This window comes from Streptacidiphilus sp. EB103A (genome assembly GCF_041261405.1).
Lineage (GTDB): Bacteria > Actinomycetota > Actinomycetes > Streptomycetales > Streptomycetaceae > Streptacidiphilus.
On record NZ_JBGCAQ010000003.1, the window covers coordinates 330,835 to 347,823 of the forward strand.

Annotated in this window: 18 protein-coding genes; 10 read left to right on the forward strand and 8 right to left on the reverse strand. The window is 71.9% G+C overall.

From position 1 onward, the window contains the following. Window positions 1-76 precede the first annotated feature (76 nt). Both ABH941_RS06655 and ABH941_RS06660 read left to right on the forward strand, forming a co-directional pair. Window positions 77-1,297: a YihY/virulence factor BrkB family protein gene (locus tag ABH941_RS06655; RefSeq protein WP_370127641.1), complete on the forward strand. Its 1,221-nt coding sequence runs from the start codon at window positions 77-79 to the stop codon at window positions 1,295-1,297. Window positions 1,298-1,427: 130 nt separating this feature from the next. After that, window positions 1,428-1,748, forward strand: a complete 321-nt coding sequence (locus tag ABH941_RS06660) for a DUF6401 family natural product biosynthesis protein (protein ID WP_370127642.1) — start codon at window positions 1,428-1,430, stop codon at window positions 1,746-1,748. 15 nt (window positions 1,749-1,763) lie between these two features. Here the strand turns inward: ABH941_RS06660 and ABH941_RS06665 are convergent, their stop codons facing one another. Further along, entirely contained in the window at window positions 1,764-2,606 is an 843-nt protein-coding gene (locus tag ABH941_RS06665; RefSeq protein WP_370127643.1) for a hypothetical protein, read from the reverse strand. A 228-nt stretch (window positions 2,607-2,834) separates the two neighbouring features. Between ABH941_RS06665 and ABH941_RS06670 the strand changes: the two genes are divergently transcribed. Together ABH941_RS06670 and ABH941_RS06675 are read left to right on the forward strand one after the other, a co-directional pair. Next, the gene (locus tag ABH941_RS06670; RefSeq protein WP_370127644.1) at window positions 2,835-3,245 is read left to right on the forward strand and encodes a hypothetical protein; all 411 of its coding nucleotides are present in this window, start codon (window positions 2,835-2,837) and stop codon (window positions 3,243-3,245) included. An 82-nt stretch (window positions 3,246-3,327) separates the two neighbouring features. Further along, the gene (locus ABH941_RS06675) at window positions 3,328-4,884 is read left to right on the forward strand and encodes an MFS transporter (protein ID WP_370127646.1); all 1,557 of its coding nucleotides are present in this window, start codon (window positions 3,328-3,330) and stop codon (window positions 4,882-4,884) included. A gap of 11 nt (window positions 4,885-4,895) precedes the next feature. On the opposite strand, the gene ABH941_RS06680 is transcribed toward ABH941_RS06675, so the two are convergent. Next, complete coding sequence (locus ABH941_RS06680; protein ID WP_370127647.1) at window positions 4,896-5,912, reverse strand: L,D-transpeptidase; 1,017 nt, start codon at window positions 5,910-5,912, stop codon at window positions 4,896-4,898. A gap of 254 nt (window positions 5,913-6,166) precedes the next feature. Here ABH941_RS06680 and rsgA point away from each other — a divergent pair, with 254 nt between their 5' ends. After that, window positions 6,167-7,264, forward strand: a complete 1,098-nt coding sequence (gene rsgA / locus ABH941_RS06685; RefSeq protein ID WP_370127648.1) for a ribosome small subunit-dependent GTPase A — start codon at window positions 6,167-6,169, stop codon at window positions 7,262-7,264. A gap of 31 nt (window positions 7,265-7,295) precedes the next feature. On the opposite strand, the gene ABH941_RS06690 is transcribed toward rsgA, so the two are convergent. Continuing rightward, window positions 7,296-7,532, reverse strand: coding sequence for a hypothetical protein (locus ABH941_RS06690; RefSeq protein WP_370127649.1), 237 nt, complete (start codon window positions 7,530-7,532; stop codon window positions 7,296-7,298). Window positions 7,533-7,654: 122 nt separating this feature from the next. On the opposite strand from ABH941_RS06690, the gene ABH941_RS06695 reads away from it, so the two are divergent. Further along, window positions 7,655-8,347 (forward strand): DUF4230 domain-containing protein, encoded by a 693-nt coding sequence (locus tag ABH941_RS06695; RefSeq protein ID WP_134010560.1) that lies wholly within the window; start codon window positions 7,655-7,657, stop codon window positions 8,345-8,347. Between the two features lie 155 nt (window positions 8,348-8,502). After that, a complete protein-coding gene (locus ABH941_RS06700) occupies window positions 8,503-9,357 on the forward strand; it encodes a sulfotransferase (protein ID WP_370127650.1) in 855 nt (284 codons plus the stop codon). Window positions 9,358-9,377: 20 nt separating this feature from the next. Here the strand turns inward: ABH941_RS06700 and ABH941_RS06705 are convergent, their stop codons facing one another. Continuing rightward, complete coding sequence (locus ABH941_RS06705) at window positions 9,378-9,854, reverse strand: rhodanese-like domain-containing protein (protein WP_370127651.1); 477 nt, start codon at window positions 9,852-9,854, stop codon at window positions 9,378-9,380. 183 nt (window positions 9,855-10,037) lie between these two features. On the opposite strand from ABH941_RS06705, the gene ABH941_RS06710 reads away from it, so the two are divergent. Both ABH941_RS06710 and ABH941_RS06715 read left to right on the forward strand, forming a co-directional pair. Further along, entirely contained in the window at window positions 10,038-11,516 is a 1,479-nt protein-coding gene (locus ABH941_RS06710) for an AlkA N-terminal domain-containing protein (protein ID WP_370127653.1), read from the forward strand. A 14-nt stretch (window positions 11,517-11,530) separates the two neighbouring features. Next, entirely contained in the window at window positions 11,531-12,010 is a 480-nt protein-coding gene (locus tag ABH941_RS06715) for a methylated-DNA--[protein]-cysteine S-methyltransferase (RefSeq protein WP_370127654.1), read from the forward strand. Window positions 12,011-12,081: 71 nt separating this feature from the next. Here the strand turns inward: ABH941_RS06715 and ABH941_RS06720 are convergent, their stop codons facing one another. Then, the gene (locus ABH941_RS06720) at window positions 12,082-12,564 is read right to left on the reverse strand and encodes a MarR family winged helix-turn-helix transcriptional regulator (protein WP_370127655.1); all 483 of its coding nucleotides are present in this window, start codon (window positions 12,562-12,564) and stop codon (window positions 12,082-12,084) included. A gap of 34 nt (window positions 12,565-12,598) precedes the next feature. After that, window positions 12,599-13,594: a helix-turn-helix domain-containing protein gene (locus tag ABH941_RS06725; RefSeq protein WP_370127656.1), complete on the reverse strand. Its 996-nt coding sequence runs from the start codon at window positions 13,592-13,594 to the stop codon at window positions 12,599-12,601. A gap of 233 nt (window positions 13,595-13,827) precedes the next feature. Here ABH941_RS06725 and ABH941_RS06730 point away from each other — a divergent pair, with 233 nt between their 5' ends. Continuing rightward, complete coding sequence (locus ABH941_RS06730) at window positions 13,828-15,294, forward strand: cell division protein (protein WP_370127657.1); 1,467 nt, start codon at window positions 13,828-13,830, stop codon at window positions 15,292-15,294. Between the two features lie 16 nt (window positions 15,295-15,310). On the opposite strand, the gene ABH941_RS06735 is transcribed toward ABH941_RS06730, so the two are convergent. Then, window positions 15,311-16,279, reverse strand: a complete 969-nt coding sequence (locus tag ABH941_RS06735; protein WP_370127658.1) for a DUF4328 domain-containing protein — start codon at window positions 16,277-16,279, stop codon at window positions 15,311-15,313. A 102-nt stretch (window positions 16,280-16,381) separates the two neighbouring features. After that, entirely contained in the window at window positions 16,382-16,984 is a 603-nt protein-coding gene (locus tag ABH941_RS06740; protein ID WP_370127659.1) for a TetR family transcriptional regulator C-terminal domain-containing protein, read from the reverse strand. Window positions 16,985-16,989 lie beyond the last annotated feature (5 nt).

The following is a 16,989-nucleotide window of genomic DNA, read 5'->3' on the forward strand; positions in this document are numbered from 1 at the left end:
GTAGTTCAGTAAGCAGAGCCCCGCGCCCCTTTAGCGTGTGCCGGGTTGGGGTCTGCTGGTTGGATACTCTCTGAGAGTGCAACCAGCAGGCGAAACCCCCTCTCCGAAGGCCCGGCACAGAGCCAGGCCGTCCCGGCGCGCCGCCGGGCGGCGGGCGGGTGCGCCGTACCGGTCGATCGCCTGGCAGCTGGTCAAGGACACCACCAACACCTGCATGGAGTACCGGGTCACCGGGCTCGCCGCCGAGGTGGCGTTCTTCACGCTGATGTCCGTGCCGCCGCTGCTGCTCTGCGTCGCGGGGACCCTGGGTTACCTCAGCGCGAACACCATCAAGGTGCTGGAACAGGACATCCTCAACGCGGCGTCGACCGTGCTCTCGCCGTCCTCCATCGACCAGACCGTCAAACCCCTGCTGAACAGCGTCTTCAGCGCCGGCCGGCCCGACCTGATCTCGATCGGCTTCATGCTGGCGCTCTGGTCGGGTTCGCGGGCGCTGTACGTCTTCGTCGAGACCGTGACCATCATGTACGGGCTGGAGGGCAAGCGCGGGATCATCCACACCAGGATGCTGTCGCTCGGCCTCTACATCGTCGCGCTGATCGTCAGCACCATCGTGCTGCCGCTGGTGGTGGCCGGCCCCGGGCAGGTGGTCGACGCCTTTCCGCAGTCGGCGGGGCTGGTGCACGCGCTGTACTGGCCCGGCGCGATGGTGCTCTCCGTGGTGTTCCTGACGACCCTTTACCATGTGGCCGTCCCGGTGCGGACCCCGTGGAAGGAGGACCTGCCCGGGGCGCTGGTGGCGCTGCTGGTGCTGGTGCTCGGCAGCGGCATCCTCCGGTTCTACCTGGTGAACGCCGTCGAGGGGCCGACCGTGTACGGGTCGCTGGCCGCGCCGGTGGCGGTGCTGCTGTGGATCGGCGTGACGGCGCTCGCGGTGCTGGTCGGCGCGGCGATGAACGCCGCCATCGACCGGATGTGGCCCAGCCGCGAGACCGCGATGGCCCGGGCCGAGAACGAGCGGGCCCGCGAGGAGGCCGCGGCGGAGCTGGTACGCCGTGCCGAGGCCCGCCGTGCCGCGGTGCGCAACAAGGCCGCCAACCCGCCGCCGGAGGGCGAGGAGGCGGAGGGCGAGGCCCCGTCCGAGTACCCCGAGCGCTGGGCCGACTTCCTGGCGCCGACCAACCTCCGCGACCGCATCCAGTCCCGGGGCATCCGCCGCCGCAACCCCTACCCGCCCCCGGAGGACCCCAAGGACCGCCGCAGACGCGGCGGCTGGGAGCGTGGCCGCCGCGACTGACCCGGCGTCGGCCGGAGCGCCCGTCCGCCGGGGCTCGCGGAGAGCGGTCGGCATGGATGTGGCGCAGGTCCCATGTGAGCCGGGTAACTCGGCGGCCGGAACGGGCGGGTTTCCGGCCTAGGGTGGGCGGATGTCCGCTGCTGCCCCCCGTGACCCGTTGGCCGAGGTCGCCGCCGTGTTCACGCCGCGCTTCGCGGAGTTCGCGTTCGAGCCCGGGTTCGTGGCGGAGGTCGACCAGCACGCTGCCGCCGTACGCGAGCGCCTGCACGCGCAGGGGCCGGAGCTCGGGCTCCGGCCCCTGGACCGTGAGGCGCTGTCGGACTACGCCCTCGGTTTCACCGACGTCCTCGCCGAGACGGGCTGGCGGGAGCCGGTCGGGTACGACTTCGCGGTGTGCCGGCTGACTGCGATCTGCTGGCTGGCGCACCAGCACCGGCTGCTCGCCGCGTAGCGTCGGGCGACGGTTCTACCGCGGGCCGGTACCGCCGTCCTGACCCTCGCCCCGGTCCATGCCCCGGTCCATGGTCTGTCCGGGACCGGAGCCGGCCATCGGGGTCGGCCGCTGCGCCGGCCGGCCCTCCAGGGCGTCCGCACGTCCGGCCTGGTATGCCTCCAGGCTGCCGCGGGCGTTGGCGGTCTCCCGCTCGGCCGCGTCGAGCCAGCGCTCCCATCGGGCCCGCATCGGGATGATGAGGCCGCCGCCGACGCCGACGACGGCGATGCCGACCACGGCGGCGAGGACGGCGATCAGCACCGGCTGGGACACCGAGGTGGCGATGCCGACCTGGCCCAGCGCGGCGATGACGCCCAGGGCCACGATGAAGCCCCAGACCACGGTGCCCATCCGGTGGCCGTAGGAGACCCCGCTGAGCGCGCCGCTGACGATGCCGCGCACCGCATTGGCGATGGCCATCGCGACCACGATGATCACGATCGCGACGATGGCCTTCGGCAGCCAGGCCACAATGCTGTTGATCATGGTGCTGATCGGGTTCGTCCCGAAGACGCCCAGCGCCAGCTGGAGCACCATCAGCATGATCACGTAGTAGACGATCCTGCAGATGATCCCGGTGCCGTCGTTGTCGGAGTTCCGGAGCATCCGGGCCACCCCGGAGCGCTCGGAGAGCTTCTCCGAGCCGACCTTGCGCAGCACCCGGTCCAGAACCCTGGCGAGCAGCCGGGCCACGAACCAGCCGATGACGAGGATCGCCAGGAAGGCCAGGAACTGCGGGACGAAAGTGGCGATCTTCGACCAGGCGTCGTTGAAGCCCTGGCTGAAGTTGACGGAGAGAGCGAGTTGCTGTGCCACGGGGCAGTCCTCCACTCGACGGGGCCGGTCGCGCAACGCGTCCGGACGGATCCCCTCCAGTTGTGTGACTCCGTGCTACCAGGGGTTGCCGGGATCCGCCCTCGCTGGGCCGCAGCCCTGGCCCGTGCGGGTGAACGGAGCTCTTCGCGCGGCCGGCTTCGGCATACCGCTGCGGGCGAGGGCGTCGGTCGAAAGAATGTCCCCATGGTTGGGTGGGGGATCGCACTGATGACCGCTTGCGCCGCGGTCGCCGGGAGCCTGGTGACCGGGTGGTACACCCGTGTCTCCGGGGGCAGGCAGGCGGACGCCGTGCTGGAGACGGTCCGGATGACCTTGCAGGACCAGCGCGCGGTCCGCCTCCTCGACCTGCGCAGGGGCGTCTACGCGGAGTTCCTCGCCGCCGCCGAGGTGCTGGCGCTGACCCGCAGGACCCGCGTCGGCGATCCCGCCGACCTCCCCGCGCTGCGTCGTGCCTTCGCCGCCGTGCTCCTGGAGGGACCCGCCGACACCGCGAGCGCCGCCCGTGGGCTGGTCGACCTCCTCGGCACCGGACGGGGCTCCATGGACGAGATCGAACTGCGCCGGGAGGCCTTCATCACCACCGCGCAGCAGGCGCTCCGGTCCGGAGCGCCGTCCTAGCGCCACCTGGCCGGGGAACCGCTACTCTCAGCGTCCGTACAAGCACCGCACAGGGCGATGACAAGCAGGGGGAGCTGACCGAGTGAGCAGTGTGAGCCCAGGGGCCGTGGGAACGGGCCGGAAGAATCTGGTGCTGACCGCGATGATTTTCGCGGTGGCGATGACCTTCATCGACCAGACCATCGTGTCGATCGCGGCACCGAAGATCCAGAGCGAGCTCGGTCTGTCGAGCACCGGGATGCAGTGGGCCGTCAACTCCTATCTGCTCACCATGGCGGCGCTGTTCGCCTACGGCGGGCGGCTGGCCGACACCATGGGCCACCGGAGGATGGTCACCATCGGCGTGATCGTGTTCGCCGGCGCCTCCGCCCTGTGCGGGCTCACGCCCAAGGGCAGCCTGGCCGAGACCTGGATCGTGGCCTTCCGCGCGCTCCAGGGCGTGGGCGGCGCGCTGATGTACCCGGCGGCGCTGGCCATCGTCGTCAACACCTACGAACTCCGGGAGCGCGGCCGGGCGCTGGCCCTCTTCTTCGGCATCGCCGGCGGGCTGACCGCGGTGGGACCGGTGCTCGGCGGCTACCTCAGCGCCTGGACCTGGCGGGCCATCTTCTGGGTCAACATCCCGATCGCGCTGATCGCGCTGGTGCTCATCGTGATCTCCAGGCCGACGACCCGGCATCGCCCCGCGCCGATGGACTACCGCGGCCTGGCGCTGATCGCCGGCGGCGTCGCGCTCAGCGTCTTCGGCTTCCAGCAGTCGAACATCTGGGGCTGGAGCAACCCCGGCATCGGTCTGAGCATCGGCCTCGGGCTGGTGCTGCTGGTGCTGTTCTACCGCTACGAGAAGACCGTCACCTCGCCGCTGATGAACGTCTCGATCTTCGGCAACCGGGCGTTCGTGGTCCAGAACGTCATCCTGGGCATCGCCATGATGGTGTTCGTCCCGATGTTCTTCTTCGCCAGCGAGTACGCCGCCGTCAGTCTCGACCAGAAGGCGTCCCAGGCCGGGGAGAGCCTGCTCTACTTCTTCCTCGGCTTCGTGGTCGCCGCGCAGATCGGCGGACGGATGCTGGACCGGGTCGGAGCCAAGCGCCCGGTCGTCATCGGCTGCGCCGTCGCCGCGGTCGGCTTCTACCTCTGGGCCAGGCAGTTGACCACACTCGACTTCAACAAGGAGCTGTGGATGATCGTCGTCGCCGGCGCCGGGATGGGCCTGATGATGGGCCCGGCCAACACCGACGCGGTCAACCGGGCCTCCAGCCTCTCCTACGGCGAGGCCACCGGGATCACCCAGACGGTGCGCAACTACGGCTCCAGCCTCAGCCTGGCGATCCTCGGCACCGTGATGGTCACCGAGACCCGCTCGCACCTGGTCTCCTCGCTCACCTCCCAGGGACTGAGCCACGCGGAGGCGGTCAGGGTGGCCAACGCCAACTCGGGCACGGGTTCCGGTGGCAGCACCGCGGCCATCCCCCCGTTCGTCCGGCTGGACTTCGCCCGGGCCACCCAGACGGTCTTCTCCATCATGGCCGGGGTGATGGCGCTGGCCTGTGTGGTGGCGCTGCTGGGCCTGCGCCGCGGACTCCAGGAGCAGCCGGAGCAGCGGGAGTCAGGCGACTCGGCCGTCGCCCCGGCCTGACGAAGGGTCAGTTACGAGCCGGCGGCGCCCTTCAGGGCGCTGCCGGCCAGCCACTGCGTCCAGCTCAGGTTCCAGTCGCCGTACCCGTTGCCGGCGGCGACGGTGTCCGTGGAGTTGACCACCTTGACGACATCGCCGGGGATCACCTGGTTGTAGAAGTCCTGGGCGGTGCCGTCGTCCGCGAGGCCGACGCAGCCGTGGGTCACGTTCTCCTTGCCCCCGTAGGTGTCGGCCCGCGGGTTCTGGTGGACGTAGGTCCCGGAGGTGGTGATGTGCACCGCCCAGTAGTAGTAGCCCTTGTAGGCGTCACCGAGGCCGACGGTGCGGGAATCCATCAGCACCTTCTGCGCCTTGTCGAGCACCACCATGACGCCGTTCCAGGTGTCCAGCCCGGGCCGGCCGGCGGTGATGGGGATGCGGGTGGTCTTCCCGCCCTTGACCACGGTCATCTGGTGGGTGTGCACGTCGACGGTGGCTATCAGCGAGCGGCCGACGGTGAAGTGCCGTACCGTTCCCGATCCCAGACGCACCGTCACCTGAGTGCCGGTCTGCCAGTAGCTCTGTGGACGGAAGTCCACCCGCTCGCCGTCCAGCAGATCGCGGTCCCTGATCCAGCTCCAGGCCCCGGTGACGCCGCCGGCCTGCACCGTCAGCCACTGCTCCACCGCGGCCCGCTGCGAGGCGGGGACCGGGTGCGGGAAGGTCACCGAGACGGGCATGCCGACACCGACGGTCTGACCCTCGGCGATATTGATCTGCGCGTCCGAAAGGACGGCGGGCTCGGGCACGGTCGGCCCGGTGGGGGAGGGCGAGGCCGAGGGGCTGCTCGGCGCGGCCGAGGGAGTGGAGGACGCCGCGGCCCCGGTGCTCGCGCTCGCGCTCGGCGCCGCGCCGAGGCCGGCGGCCGCGTTCGAGCCGGTTCCGCTGCCGCCCGCCGAGCAGCCGGCCAGCGCCAGCGCGACGAGGGCCGCTGCCCCCGAGCCGATCAGGCCGTTCTTCCGGCGGACGGTGCTGTTCTGCGCGTTCATGGTCCCCCCACAGGCATCTCAATGTTCTCGAATAGCCTCACGCAACTTCGTTCGACTTGGTTGCACGGCTGTCGGGCCGAAATAATCGTTGGCAGCGGGCGCCGACTGCCGGTTACGGTGGCCACCGCGTACCCGGAAAGAGGAGGTGAGGACATTGATGGCGATCACGGTGAAGCACATCGGTCCCACTCCTGCGGCCACTGGCTGACGCCACCTCAGTTGACGTCACAGGGCCGCCCTTCGAAGGGTTTCCCTTGCACATCACCACCGCACACCCGCTCGCCGGCTACGGCTGGGACGAGTTGTGTGCCGCACAGTTCACCGAACACGCCGCAGCCGGTCTGCTGCCCGGACGGGTCGTCCGGGTCGACCGCGGCCTCTGCGAGGTCGTGGTCGCGGACGGAGGCGAGGTCACTCCGCTCCGCGCCGACATCGCGCCGGTCGCCGTGCACGACCCGCTGCACTACGTCTGCACCGGCGACTGGGTGGCCGTCGGCCCCGCGGCGGCCGGCCATGCCGAGCGTGCCGTTCGCGCGCTGCTGCCGCGCCGTACCTCCGTGGTGCGGTCCACCTCCTCCAAGCGCTCCGAGGGACAGGTGCTGGCGGCCAATGTCGACACCGTCGTGATCGCCGTCTCGCTGTCCGTCGAGCCGGACCTGGGGCGGGTCGAACGCTTTCTGGCCCTGGCCTGGGAGAGCGGGGCCCAGCCGCTGGTGGTGCTCACCAAGGCGGACGCCGCTCCCGACGGGGACCACATCAGGGCGGACGTCGAAATGGTCAGCCCCGGTGTGGGCGTCCTCGTGGTCAGCGCCCTGACCGGGTACGGCATGGCGGAGCTCGGCGGCCGCCTGCCCGGCACCAGCGCCCTGGTCGGGCTCTCCGGCGCGGGCAAGTCCACCCTCGCCAACGCGCTGACCGGGCGCACCGGTTCGGCCGCCATGGAGGTCCGTCCGATCGGCGGCGCGGGCAAGGGCCGGCACACCACGACCGCCCGGGAACTGCTGCCGCTGCCGGGCGGGGGCGTCCTGATCGACACCCCGGGGCTGCGCGGAGTCGGCATGTTCGACGCCGCGCAGGGCCTGCAGCAGGCGTTCAGCGAGATCGAGGCGCTGGCGGTGGACTGCCGCTTCGGCGACTGCGGCCATGTCGCCGAGCCGGGCTGCGCCGTCCTGAAGGCTTTGCGGGAGGGCGCGTTGGACCAGCGCCGACTGGACAGTTATCGCAAGCTGCGGCGCGAGAACGAGTGGATCGCCTCGCGGACCGACGCCCGGCTGCGCGCCGAGCAGTTGCGGCGCTGGAAGGCCGCCGACCGGGAAAGGGAGGCGGTGGCACGGGCGAAGGGGCGGCGCTGACACGCCGGTCCTTCGGTGCGTCAGGCGGGGCTCAGTCACTCGGGGGTGAGTTGTCGGGGGGCCTGCGCCGGGCCCTCCGATACCTGGAGAGGCTGCGGGGCAGGCCCTGGCCGTCCTGCCACAGCGTGAAGGCGATGGCGGCGAGCACCAGCAGGGCGATCACGATGCCGACCATCACCACGCCGACCATCGCGACCTCCCGCCGTCCGCCTACCTGACTGGTGCCCGATCCGTCCGATTCCCACACCGGACGGCAGTTCGGGATCACGCGGTGACAATCCTGTTGCCCGACCGTCGAACTGACATGTCCTTGGGTCGGCGGGTACGGGGTAGGAGGTGGTCGAGGGCGTCGGAGCGACGTCCCCGGCACCCCTGGCAGAGGAGACAACCATGAGGTCCCTGCGTGGCGACGCGACGGAGACCGAGCGGCCCGTCGTCGAGGAGCGGCGGTACGCCCGGCGCCGCGTCCCCTGGTACATCAGCATCCCGATCACCTTCGTGGTGATCGTTGCGCTCTTCCTCGCCGCCGGGAAGTTCAACTGGCTTCCCTCGCTGCCCAATCCGTTCGGCACCACGACCGTCGACCGCAGCCAGCCGGCGGTGCTCCAGTCCATCGAGAACATGAGCCGCTACGAGGCGGCCGACGGCAACTTCCAACTGGTGGTCGACATCGACAAGGAGGCCAAGTTCCTGCCCTCGGCACTGCTCGGCAAGCGCACCCTCTATGTCGCGGCCGGCACCGTCGGCTCGTACGTGGACATGGGCAAGGCCGGGGTGACGGTCAGCAGCGACCGCAGGAGCGCGACCATCGTGCTCCCGCACGCCGCGCTGGACAAGGCGGCGCTCGACCCCAAGAACTCCTACACCTACGCGGAGAGCCGGGGGCTGTTCAACCGCATCGGCGACTTCTTCTCCAGCGACCCCAACGACCAGCAGCAGCTGAACATCCTGGCCGTGCAGAAGATCCAGACCGCGGCCGCTGCCAGCGGGCTGACCACCCGCGCGGAGCAGAACACCAGCGCCATGCTCAAGGGGCTGCTCGGTTCGCTCGGATTCACGACGGTGACGGTCACCTTCAAGTGAGATGAGCAACGTAAGAATAGAGGGAGGCCCGCGGTCCGCGAGCCTCCCTCACCCGCATCTCCGGGCGCTGTGGGCTTCCTGGGAGTCTCCCGTCACACGCTGCGCTCATTCGATCCTTAGAATTCATTAGGAAAACTACGTGAGTCTTGTCCCTCATGGAGCAGACGCAGCGCAGCAAGGTGGTCGGACGGGCAGTCCGACGCAGGTCGAAGCACCTGATCGAGGCTTTCCGGCCGCCGGGCGTCAAGCCCCGGCGCACGATCCAGCTGCCGGACCGGGGGGCGAGTCCACGGCTGGTCGACTCCCCGGTCTTTGTGATCTCCACGCAGCGCTCCGGCTCGACCCTGCTGCGCGTGCTCCTGAACAGCCACTCGCGCATCCGCGCCCCGCACGAGCTGCACCTGGACTCGCTCCAGGTCGAGCTGAGCGCGGACTATGCGGACAGCATCATGGACGAACTCGGCCTGGCCCGTCAGTCGCTGGAGCACCTGCTCTGGGACGGGGTGCTGGACCACGAACTGCGCCGCAGCGGCAAGGACCTCATCGTCGACAAGACCCCTTCCAACGCCTTCATCTGGCGCCGCATCTCCTCGGCCTGGCCCAACGCCCGCTACCTCTTCCTGCTCCGCCACCCGGGTTCGGTCGTCGAGTCGCTCCTGACCAGGCACGAGGACTTCACCCTGGAGCGGGCGATCGACGACGTGCGGACCCAGGTCAACGCGGTGGACGAAGCGCGCCGATGTCTCGACGGCCTCACCGTCACCTACGAGGACCTCACCGCCGACCCCGAGCGGGAGACCCGCCGCATCTGCAGCTACCTCGGCGTCGACTGGGAACCGCAGATGCTCGACTACGGCAAGCAGGAACACGGCCCCTTCAAACCCTACTTCGGCGACTGGAGCGAGAACATCGCCTCCGGCCAGGTCCAGCAGGCCCGCCCGCTCCCGGCCGCGACACAGGTCCCGGAGGTGCTGCGCGGGATCTCCCAGGACTGGGGGTACGGCAGCTGAAGAGAACCCGTTCGGGCCGGTCAGCAGGCGCAGGAGATGCCTGAGCGCGGGGCGGTGAGGTCGTCGACCGGGCGTTGCTCGGGGCCCTGGGCGCTGTCGAAGGGGAAGCCCTCGCGGACCCAGTACTCGAAGCCGCCGAGCATCTCCTTGACCGGGTGGCCGAGGCCGGCGAAGGCGAGGGCGGCGCGGGTGGCTCCGTTGCATCCCGGGCCCCAGCAGTAGGTGACCACGGTGGAGCCGGGGGCGATCAGGCCGGGGGCCAGCTCGGCGATCCGGGCGGTGGGGATGTGGACCGCGCCGGGGACGCGTCCCTGCGCCCAGGCGGCCTCGCTGCGGGTGTCCACGACGACGAGCCCCGGGACGCCGGCCTCCAGGTCGGCGTGGACGTCGGAGACGTCGGCCTCGAAGGCCAGCCGGGCGGCGAAGTGGGCGGCGGCCACGGCCGGTGCCGCCGCGGGGACGGAGAGAACGGCACTGGTGGGAGTGGTGGTCGTCATGGCGACTCCTCGGGGGCGGCAGGCCGGTCGGCCTCGCGTTGCACCGATCATTCCGCTCCGGCCGGGGCGCTCACGAGTGGCGTGAACGCCGGGGGTCGTGAAGATTCCGCCAGCAGAACCGGCCGAACCGTCGTGTCCGATTCCCGCCAGTCATCGCCTCCCGGATACCGCAGACTGGGGCATGTGATTGACGAGGAGAGCAGCTACCGGGCGGTGAGCAGCCGCGACGCACGCTTCGACGGCGTGTTCTTCACCGCAGTGCGGACCACCGGCATCTACTGCCGTCCGAGCTGTCCGGCGATGACCCCCAAGCGTCAGAATGTGCACTTCTACCCCAGCGCGGCCGCTGCCCAGGCCGGTGGCTACCGGGCCTGCCGCCGCTGCCGTCCGGACGCCGTCCCGGGCTCGCCGGACTGGAACCTGCGCGCCGACCTGGTCGGCCGCGCCATGCGGATGATCGGCGACGGCGTGGTCGACCGGGAGGGCGTCTCCGGCCTGGCCACCCGCCTCGGCTACAGCGAGCGGCACCTGACCCGCGAACTGGTCACCGAGCTCGGCGCCGGACCGCTCGCTCTGGCCCGCTCCCAGCGCGCCCACACCGCACGGCTGCTGCTGCAGACCACCGACCTCAGCGCGACGGACACCGCCTTCGCGGCCGGGTTCGCCAGCGTCCGCCAGTTCAACGACACCATGCGCGAGGTCTACGGGCTGACGCCGACCGAGCTGCGCCACAGGCCGGCCCGCCCGTCGCAGCCGGACCCGGTGCCGGGGACGATCCCGCTGCGGCTGGCCCACCGTCAGCCGCTGGACGCCGCACATCTCTTCGACTTCCTGGCGGTCCGGGCAGTGCCCGGCGTCGAGGAGGTCACCGCCGCGCGCGGCAGGGGCGCGGTCCGCAGCTACCGCCGCACGCTGGCGCTCCCGGGCGGCCCCGGCGTCGCCGAGGTCGACCAGCCGCGCAAGCCGCAGGGCTGGCTGGACTGCCGGCTGCGGCTCACCTCGCTGCGTGACCTCACCGCCGCCGTCCAGCGGCTGCGCGCCCTGTTCGACCTGGACGCCGACCCGGACGCCGTGGACCGGGTCCTGGGCGTGGACCCGTGGCTGGCCCCGCTGGTCGCCGCCCGACCCGGGCTGCGGTCGCCCGGCCATGTCGACCCGCATGAGCTCGCCGTCCGCGCGGTGCTGGGCCAGCAGGTGACGGTCGCAGCCGCGCGCACCCTGGCCGCGCGGCTCGTCGAGCGCTACGGCGAACGGCTGCCCGCCGCCGACGGGGGTCTGACCTCGCTGTTCCCGGCGGTCGCGGCCCTCGCCGAGGCCGACCCCGCGGACCTGGCGATGCCGGGCGCACGGCAGCGGGCGCTGCGCGGACTGTGCGCGGCGCTGGCCTCCGGCGAGGTGGACCTCAGCCCTGGCGTGGACCGGGAGCAGGCCGCGGCCGCGCTGCTGGCCCTGCCGGGGATCGGCCCGTGGACCGTCTCCTATGTGCGGATGCGGGCCCTGTGCGACCCGGACGCCCATCTCCCGACCGACATCGGCGTCCGCCACGGGCTGGCTGCCGCCGGCGCGCCCGAGACCGTCGACCCGGCGGGGTGGCGCCCCTGGCGCTCGTACGCGGTGCACCACCTGTGGGTGGCGGCCACTGAAGCTGACAAGAAGAACTGACGAGGGAGTATGTGATGACCAGCTACACCACGATGGACTCACCGCTCGGCGCGCTGCTGCTGGTGGCGGACGGGCAGGGACGGCTCTCGCACGTGCTCGCACCCAGCATGAAGGGGCAGGTGAGCCGCCCCGACCCGGCCTGGACCGAGCACCCGGCGCCGTTCACCGCAGCCGTCGCCCAGCTCACCGCGTACTTCGAGGGCGAGCTCAAGGAGTTCGACCTGCCACTGGCCCCGGTCGGCAGTGAGTTCCGGCAACGGGTGTGGGACGCCCTCGACACCATCCCCTACGGCGCCACCGTCACCTACGGCGAGCTCACCACGGCAGCGGGCCGACCCGCCACGTCGGTACGGGCGGTCGCCGGGGCGGTCGGGGCCAACCCGCTGCTCATCGTCCGCCCCTGCCACCGCGTCCTGGGTGCCAACGGCGCGCTCACCGGGTTCGCCGCAGGGCTTGATGCCAAGCGCCTGCTGCTCGGCCTGGAGTCGGCCTGAAGGGGCGCGAGGAACTGCGCTGCCAACCATGCACCTCCGTAGAGGGTTGGTCGCGCAGTTCCCCGCGCCCCTTAGGTAGTCGGTGGTTCGGCTCCGAGGGCTACTGCGAGTCGCTCCAACCCACCCAGTGCCCCCAGGACCGCTGCGCTGTCCTCCGCCGAGATCAACGACAACGCCGCGGCCATCCGCCGCTCGTGCGCCTGCTGCCAGTCGGCGAGCTGGCGGTGTCCGGCCTCGGTCACCGCGATCCGCGCGGTCCTGCGGTCGCCGGGATCGGCCTGCCGGTCCACGAAGCCCGACTCCAGCAGCTTCCCGATGAGCCCGCTGACCGTGTTCGGCGCCAGCCGCTGACGCGCCGCCAGTTCGCCGACCCGCAGCGGTCCCGTGGCCAGCGTCTGCAGCAGCTCGATCTGGGCCATCGGCAGCGACTCCCACGGGTAGTCCGTGCGGATGCTGCTGCGCAGGGCCCGGCGCAACTGGGTCACCACGTCGGTGAGGCGCTGCACCTGCGCGGGGTTCACGGCGGTTGTGGTGCGGGAGGCAGGATCGGACATGACCACAGACTAGTGTGCGACGCCGGCACCGCTCCTAGCGGGAGACCCAGCCGCGCTCGTACGCATGCCAGCCGAGCTGCATCCTGGTGGTGACCTCGGCGAGGTCCATCAGCCGCTTGACCCTGCGCTGCACCGTGCGCAGACCCAGGTCGAGCTGCTTGGCGACGCTCACGTCGGTCAGCCCCACCAGCAGCAGCGAGAGGATCTGCAGGTCCACGTCCTCCGGCTGCTCGCCGGCGTCCCGCACCAGCGCGCGCCGTCCGGAGGCTTCGGACACCCGCAGCGGCAGGGCCGACTCCCAGACGGATTCAAACAGCCCGGTCATGGCCTCCAGCAGGCCGCCCGCACGGACGATCAGCGCGGAGGGTTCGCCGGGGGCGTTCAGCGGACGGAGCGGCAGCATCGCCAGCGAGCGGTCCGCCATGATCAGCTTGGTGGGCACCCGGTCGGCGACCCTGACCTCCTCGTTCCGGTCCAGGGCGGTGAACAGCGCCACGGAGTTGGCGGGATCGTCCAGCGCGGCGCGCTCCAGGACCACCCGGTAGTCGACCCCGCGCGCCACCGCGGCGGGCTCGGCCTCGTTGTCGTCGCCGTTCACGGCCACCGGGGAGCTGGTGACCAGAGCCAGCACCTCCTGCTCCGCGCCCAGTTGCAGCTGTTCGAAGCGGTGGCGCACGGCGTCGGCCCCGGTGACGACCTCGATGAGGTCGCCGAGCGTGAGGCCGACGGCGTTGCGGCGGTACTCCTGTGCCAGGATCTCCACCGACTGCTCGGCCTGGGTGAGTTCGTGCCTGCGCTGGGACAGGAGTGCTCCGAGGGCGACCGCGGGCGGCGCGGCCACGAGTCGGCCGGGCTCGATCGTGGACTGCGCGACCAGGCCCAGGCCCTCCAGCACGGTCAGGGAGTCGGCCACCTGGCCGTGGCGGAGGCCGAGCTTGCCCGCGAGCTCGTCGATCGCGGCCGAGCCCAGGCCGACGAGCAGCCGGTAGACCTCTTCGCTCACGTCGTCCAGACCGACGAAGCCAAGCACCTGACCCGCCTCGCTTTCGCGTCGCCGTCCCGCCCGGGAAGCTGGAGCAACCGGAGTACTTCAAGGTCATCATGCCTGGCCAGGCGCTTTCCGGGTAGTCGGGACCCTGTGGAGGAAGTGTGCTTGCGCGCCACGGGGTGATCCGATTCGCCCGTTCCGCCCGGTGAGCGGGGTCGGGACGTGGACAATGGCGTCCGTCCGGGGTGCGGAATTGTCGCTGAGGAGACGAATCGATGAGCAGCCAGGGTGGACCCGCGTCGGGTGGGGCGGACGGTTCCTGGTGGGATGCCGTGTACGAGGGGCCGGGGGACGAGGTCCCCGACGCGCCGCGGGCCGATGCCGGGCCCGGGTCGGTGGACGACTGGTTCGACTCGGCCAGCGGCATGCTGAGCGGCGCGGCGCCGTCGCCCCCGTCGGCACCCCCGTCAGCACCCCGCGACGAGAGCCCGGAGGACGCCGCCCCGGCCGGTCCGCCCACGCTGGTCGACGCACCGCCGCAGCATGCCGCACCGCCGCAGGATGCCGTACCGCCGAAGGACGCCGCCGAGCCGCCGCCGCTGCCGCCGCTGCCGGTGCGTCCGCCCCGGATACCGGCGCTGAAGGCCGACCCCAGGGCCGTCCCCCCGCCGCGGGCGCCAGCCGATTCCGTGAGTGACGGGCAGGGGACGGTGACTGACGAGTCGTTCGATCCCTATGACCCCTTCGACGACATCCCGGACCTCCCGGTCCCACCGCTGCCCAGTGCCGCACCGAGCAGGCCGACGGCCCCGCCCACCGTCCCGCGGATCACCGTGCCCGCGGCCCGGCCGCTGCCGCCGCGCGCGGGGGAGCCGGCGTCCGACGACGAGCCGGAACCCGCGGCGCTGCCGGCCGCCGACCCCGACCTGCTCGTCGGCATGGTCCCGGACACCGCCCTGGACGGGGCCCGCTACGGCACCATGACGCTGCGCGCCGCCTCGGTCCGCGGGGACAGGGCCCGCCGTCGCGGTGAGGTCCGCGCCGACCGGCTGCTGACCCTGCGCTTCGGCGAGGGCAGCGAGGCGCTGCTGCTGGTCGTCATGGCGACCCCGCCCCCCGAGGAGAGCCCGTCGGTCGCGGACGACGCCTGCCGCCAGCTGGCCGCCTCGGTCGGTCGCAGCCGCAGCGAGCTGCTCGCCGACCTGCGGGTGGGCGCGCAGGAGCGGTTGCGCTACGGACTGCAGCGGCTCACCGCCCGCGCCGCGGTCCGGCTGCAACGGGTGCCGGAGTCCGGCTCGTCCACCGAACTCAGCGGTACCGGCGGGTCGTTGCACGCGCTGCTCGCTCCGCTGGACCCGACCAGCAGGCTGCGAGCGGGGTTCGGCCTCGGCCCCGGCGGGCTGCTGCTGCTCGGCGACGACGCCTGGTACGACGCGTACGCCGGGCGGCGGCTGGTCGGCTCGCAGCAGCCGAACGGCGGCGGGGCCGACAAGCCGGCGGCGCCGCGCAGCCCGGACCGCTTCCGGTTCCGGGTGGTGGTGCCCGAACCCGGGGACGTGCTGCTGCTCTGCAGCGAGGGCCTGGACCAGCCGCTGCGCGAGGAGCCCGCGGTGTCCGACTTCCTCGCCGACCACTGGGCGCATCCGCACCCGCCCGGCCAGGTCGACTTCCTGCGGCAGATCCAGGTCCGCGCCGAGGGCTATGCGGCGGACCGCACGGCGGCGGCGATCTGGGAGGACTGACCGGGCTCGGGCGCGGTCACTCCTCGGGCACCGCCGATTCGGCAGGTTCGGCGGTGGACTTGGCCAGTTCCACGGCCGGTGCGTCAGCCGGCGCTGGAGCCGGAACCGCGTCCTGCGGCGGCTGGTAGGGGGCAGGCGCCGGCACGGTCCCGTAGACCGGCGGCCGCATCGCCGCGGCCATCGAGTACGGGTGCCCCGCCCCCGGGCCCTGCATGATGCGCACCTGCTGGCGACTGGTCACCCGGCGCACCATCAGGATGCCCAGCACGGCCGCCGCGATCCGCAGCGCTCCGATCACGAACGCGAGGACGAACCATGCCGTGGCGACCGACGCGGTCGTGTCGTCACCCGTTTCGTTGTTGTGCTGCACCATCATGTTCATCGGGAAATAGGGCAGCGCGATCACCACCTGGCTGAGGGCGAAGGCGAGCCACCAGAACGTCACAAGCCGCGTTCGAGGCTTCCACACCCGCTGCTCGGTCAGCGGCTCGCTGGCCCGCCAGATGTCCCCGGCCACCAACCGGGGAAGCACCAGGTAGGCGAGCGGGACGAACCAGCCGCCGATCGCCCAGCCGGGGCCCAGCCGCTGCTGCCCAGGGGCGAGCACAGCGGAGAGCTTGGCGGACTTGAAGAACCACATGATGAAGGTGATGCCCGTGCCGAGGATCAGCAGCATCTCCAGGACCAGGAGCAGCGCGGACCCCCCGAGGGTGGCGGTGGCCGCGTCCCAGTGGCTGCCGGCTCCGTCCACGCCTATGGAGTGGGACAGCGCCATGCCGTAGCCGTCCAGGCCGAGGAACAGCAGCGACGTCAGCAGGCTGGCGCCGAACAGGATCTGCACGGCCAGCGCCAGGCCGGTGGGTGCGGAGGGAACGGTGTAGGCGACGGGGTAGTAGGCCGAGGGTTGGGCGCCGCCGCCCCAGCCGCAGGCGGAGCACCGTCCGTAGGGGTCGACGTACGGGGAGGAGCAGGACGGACAGGACACAGTGACTCCACCAGAGAAAGCCCGCTCATCGGCGGCGGGGGGCTGATGCTACCGAGCGGTCGGGTGGCCGTCCATCGGCTTCCCGGCTCCGGCCCGGGACGATCAGCGCAGGTGAAGGGAGTCGTCCAGGTATTCGCCGATGTGTGCCAGCGCGGCCTCCCGGCTCGCCCCGGGGACTCCGGTGACCACGGGCGTGCCGAAGCCGTCCAGCAGCGCGCCGAGCCGTACCGCGAAGCGCTCCGGATCGACGGCGCGGAACTCGCCGGCGGCGATGCCCCGGCGCAGCAGCGCGACCAGGTCGGTCCGCCAGGCGGCCTCGATCGCGGCCTGCCCGGTGCGCATCGCCTCGACGGCGAGCGAGCGGCCCCACACCTCCACCCACAGGGCCCAGCGCGGGTCGCCGGCCCTGGTGGGCAGGTAGAGGGCGACGTAGTCGTCCAGCTGCCGTGCCGCCGGCGCGTCCGAGGCGAGCGCGGCGCGGCGGCGCTCGCCCAGTTCGGCCTCGCTCCAGCCCAGGGTCTCCAGCAGCAGCCGGTCCTTGCTGCCGAAGTAGTAGAGGAGATGTCCGGCGCTCATGCCGAGGCGTCGTCCGAGCGCGGCCATGGTCAGCGCGGCCAGCCCCTGCCGGGCGATGGCGTCCATCGCGGCGGCGAACACCTCCTCGCGCGGCGGCGCGGGGCGTCGGCCCTGCTCCCGGTCTGACACGCCGG

What these genes read in the sequence shown, in the direction of transcription:
- ABH941_RS06705 (WP_370127651.1), bottom strand. Translation starts at nt 9,854, where the DNA reads ATGACGACCACCACTCCCACCAGTGCCGTTCTCTCCGTCCCCGCGGCG.
- ABH941_RS06700 (WP_370127650.1), top strand. Translation starts at nt 8,503, where the DNA reads ATGGAGCAGACGCAGCGCAGCAAGGTGGTCGGACGGGCAGTCCGACGC.
- ABH941_RS06720 (WP_370127655.1), bottom strand. Translation starts at nt 12,564, where the DNA reads ATGTCCGATCCTGCCTCCCGCACCACAACCGCCGTGAACCCCGCGCAG.
- ABH941_RS06730 (WP_370127657.1), top strand. Translation starts at nt 13,828, where the DNA reads ATGAGCAGCCAGGGTGGACCCGCGTCGGGTGGGGCGGACGGTTCCTGG.
- ABH941_RS06680 (WP_370127647.1), bottom strand. Translation starts at nt 5,912, where the DNA reads ATGAACGCGCAGAACAGCACCGTCCGCCGGAAGAACGGCCTGATCGGC.
- ABH941_RS06715 (WP_370127654.1), top strand. Translation starts at nt 11,531, where the DNA reads ATGACCAGCTACACCACGATGGACTCACCGCTCGGCGCGCTGCTGCTG.
- ABH941_RS06695 (WP_134010560.1), top strand. Translation starts at nt 7,655, where the DNA reads ATGAGGTCCCTGCGTGGCGACGCGACGGAGACCGAGCGGCCCGTCGTC.
- ABH941_RS06660 (WP_370127642.1), top strand. Translation starts at nt 1,428, where the DNA reads ATGTCCGCTGCTGCCCCCCGTGACCCGTTGGCCGAGGTCGCCGCCGTG.
- ABH941_RS06670 (WP_370127644.1), top strand. Translation starts at nt 2,835, where the DNA reads ATGACCGCTTGCGCCGCGGTCGCCGGGAGCCTGGTGACCGGGTGGTAC.